General features: G+C 61.7%; 2 protein-coding genes. Both read right to left on the bottom strand.

What is annotated here, in order from left to right; genetic code table 11:
- Positions 1–176: 176 nt before the first annotated feature.
- Complete coding sequence (locus ADADOO_RS12460) at positions 177–1,451, bottom strand: NAD(P)/FAD-dependent oxidoreductase (RefSeq protein WP_511277826.1); 1,275 nt, start codon at positions 1,449–1,451, stop codon at positions 177–179.
- Positions 1,452–1,506: 55 nt separating this feature from the next.
- Positions 1,507–2,400 (bottom strand): efflux RND transporter periplasmic adaptor subunit (locus ADADOO_RS12455; RefSeq protein ID WP_511277825.1); only part of this gene is annotated, 894 nt, incomplete at its 5' end.

The raw sequence follows: 2,400 nt of genomic DNA, 5'->3' as shown, positions 1-2,400 counted from the left end.
GCGCCGGGGAAGGCGATCATCACGTCGGCCATGGTCACGTCGATCTGCGGCTCTTCCTCGCGCGGCGTGACGAGCGTCGCGAAGAGGCCCATCAGGAAGGCGACCAGGGCCAGCAGCGGCGTCATCCGCGAATTCTGGAAGGCGGCGGCGATGCGCCCGGAGATTCCCATCGACAACTATTTTCCTTTCAGTTTCATGATACCCATGGCATCGAGAATGAATTTCTCGTAGAAGGTTTCGCTATTGCCCTTCTTGATTTTGTGCATGAAATATTTTTCGAAACCGATCTTGGCGACATGCACCCATTTGCCCTCGCCAAACCAGTTGACGTTGCGCGGCGGGATCTGCGGCAGGGCGACGAAGGCGGCCCCCCCGTCGCCGAAATCGGCCAGGCAGATGGCGTTCCAGGTGGCTTTTTCGGTCGGCTGACGACCATCGAGCGCGGCGCGAACGTTCTTGGCGGTCGCCGTGACCATCGACTCGATCATGTAGCCCGTTTTCGGCGTACCGGTTGGAATCGGCGTCACCTCAACCGGCGGAATGGCGACGCAGACACCAATGCCGTAAATGTTGGGATATTTCGGATTGCGCTGGAACTGGTCGATCAGGATAAAGCCGCGCGGATTGGTCAGGCCCTCGATGCCGAACACCGCATCGATGCCTTTAAAAGCCGGCAGCAGCATCGAATACTTGAAGGGCAGCACGTGCTCCTTCTTCGGCTTGCCCTCGTCATCGTGTTCGGTGACGAACATCTGACCGGCTTCAACCTTGGTCACCTTGGCGTTGCAAATGGCCTTGATGTGTTTGCTGCGGAACATCGACTCCATCAAGCCCTTGGAATCGCCGACGCCGCCCAGGCCGAGATGGCCGATGTAAGGCTCGGCGGTGACGAAGGTCATCGGCACCTGGTCGCGCAATTTGCGCCGGCGCAGGTCGGTTTCCATGATCATGGTGAATTCGTAGGCCGGCCCGAAACAGGAAGCGCCCTGCACGGCACCAACGACGATCGGGCCGGGATCGGCGACGAAAGCCTGCCAGTTTTTTTCTGCCGTCACCGCATGGTCGACGTGGCAGATCGACTGCGTGTGGCCATCCGGCCCGAGGCCCTCGATTTCGTCGAAAGCCAGTTTCGGCCCGGTGGACAGGATCAGAATGTCGTAATCGAGAAGGCGGCCATCATCGAGTTCGACTTGGTTGCGTTCCGGATGCAGGCGTTTGGCGCCGACCGGAATGAACTCGATATTGCGTTTTTCGAGCACCGGGCCGGCCTCGACCTCGATCTCTTCGCGTTTGCGCCAATCCACCGCCACCCAGGGGTTGGATGGCACGAAATGAAATTTCGGATTGTTCGATACGACGGTAACGCGGTCTTCCGGACGGGCATCGGCGCGCATTTCGAACGCCATGGTCATGCCGCCCAGACCACTCCCTACAATGATGATGTGTGCCATGGTTGTCTCGCTCCTCGACGGTGGTGAAAGCAATACGGCTTTTAACGGCGACCGCTTATTTGCTTGAATTTTGTTTCAGGGAAATGCCGGCCTTGACCGGATCGGTAACCACCTTGTCACCCGCCGACAAGCCAGCCAGCACTTCGATTTCGCCTTGCCCGACCAGCTCGCCGAGGCGCAACTGGCGCAGCGACAGGCGATTGTCGGCCGTCTGCACGTAAACAGCGGCGACTTCACCGCGCCGCAGCACGGCGCCAACCGGCACGGTCAGTTTTTCCGCCTGGCCGGTAATGAAATGGACGCGGGCAAACATGCCCGGCGTTGCTTCCGGCACATCAGGCAGCGTGACGCGGACCTGCGAAACGTGGGTCGCCGCATCGGCCGTCGGCAAGACCTGAACCTTGACGGCATCGACCCATTTGCCCAGCTCGGGGAATTCGACGCGGGCGGTTTTGACATCGCGCATCGCCGGCAGGCGATATTGCGGAATGCTCGCCGTGACGCGCAGGGTGCCCGGCTGGTAGAGCGTAAACAGCGGTTTGCCGGGCGTCGCCATATCGCCCATTTCGGCGTGACGGCGGGCGATGATGCCGGTCAGCGGGGCGACGATGGTGGCGTAGCTCTGGCTGGCGCCGGCGGCCGAACGGTTGGCGGCGGCCGCATCGAAGTCGGCCTTCGCCTTGTCGAGCGCGGCGGAGCTCATGAACTTCTGGGCGACCAGGCTTTTCGTCCGCTCATAGCTGACCCTGGCGTTGGCGTATTGCGCCTCGGCTGCGCGCGCCGCTTCGGCCGCTTCGCGGCCATCGATACGCATCAGCACATCGCCCTTTTTGACCGACTGCCCGGCATCGGCCTTGACCTCAAGGACCCGGCCGGCGATCTGGGCGCCCACCGTCGCCTGCTGCACCGCTTCGACCAGCGATTCGGCCGGGAAGGCCAGATCGACGGC

The sequence above is a fragment of the Azonexus sp. genome (assembly GCF_036170495.1).
Lineage (GTDB): Bacteria > Pseudomonadota > Gammaproteobacteria > Burkholderiales > Rhodocyclaceae > Azonexus.
Note: the sequence above shows the minus strand (reverse complement) of the source record. Positions and strands in the feature narration are given on the sequence as shown.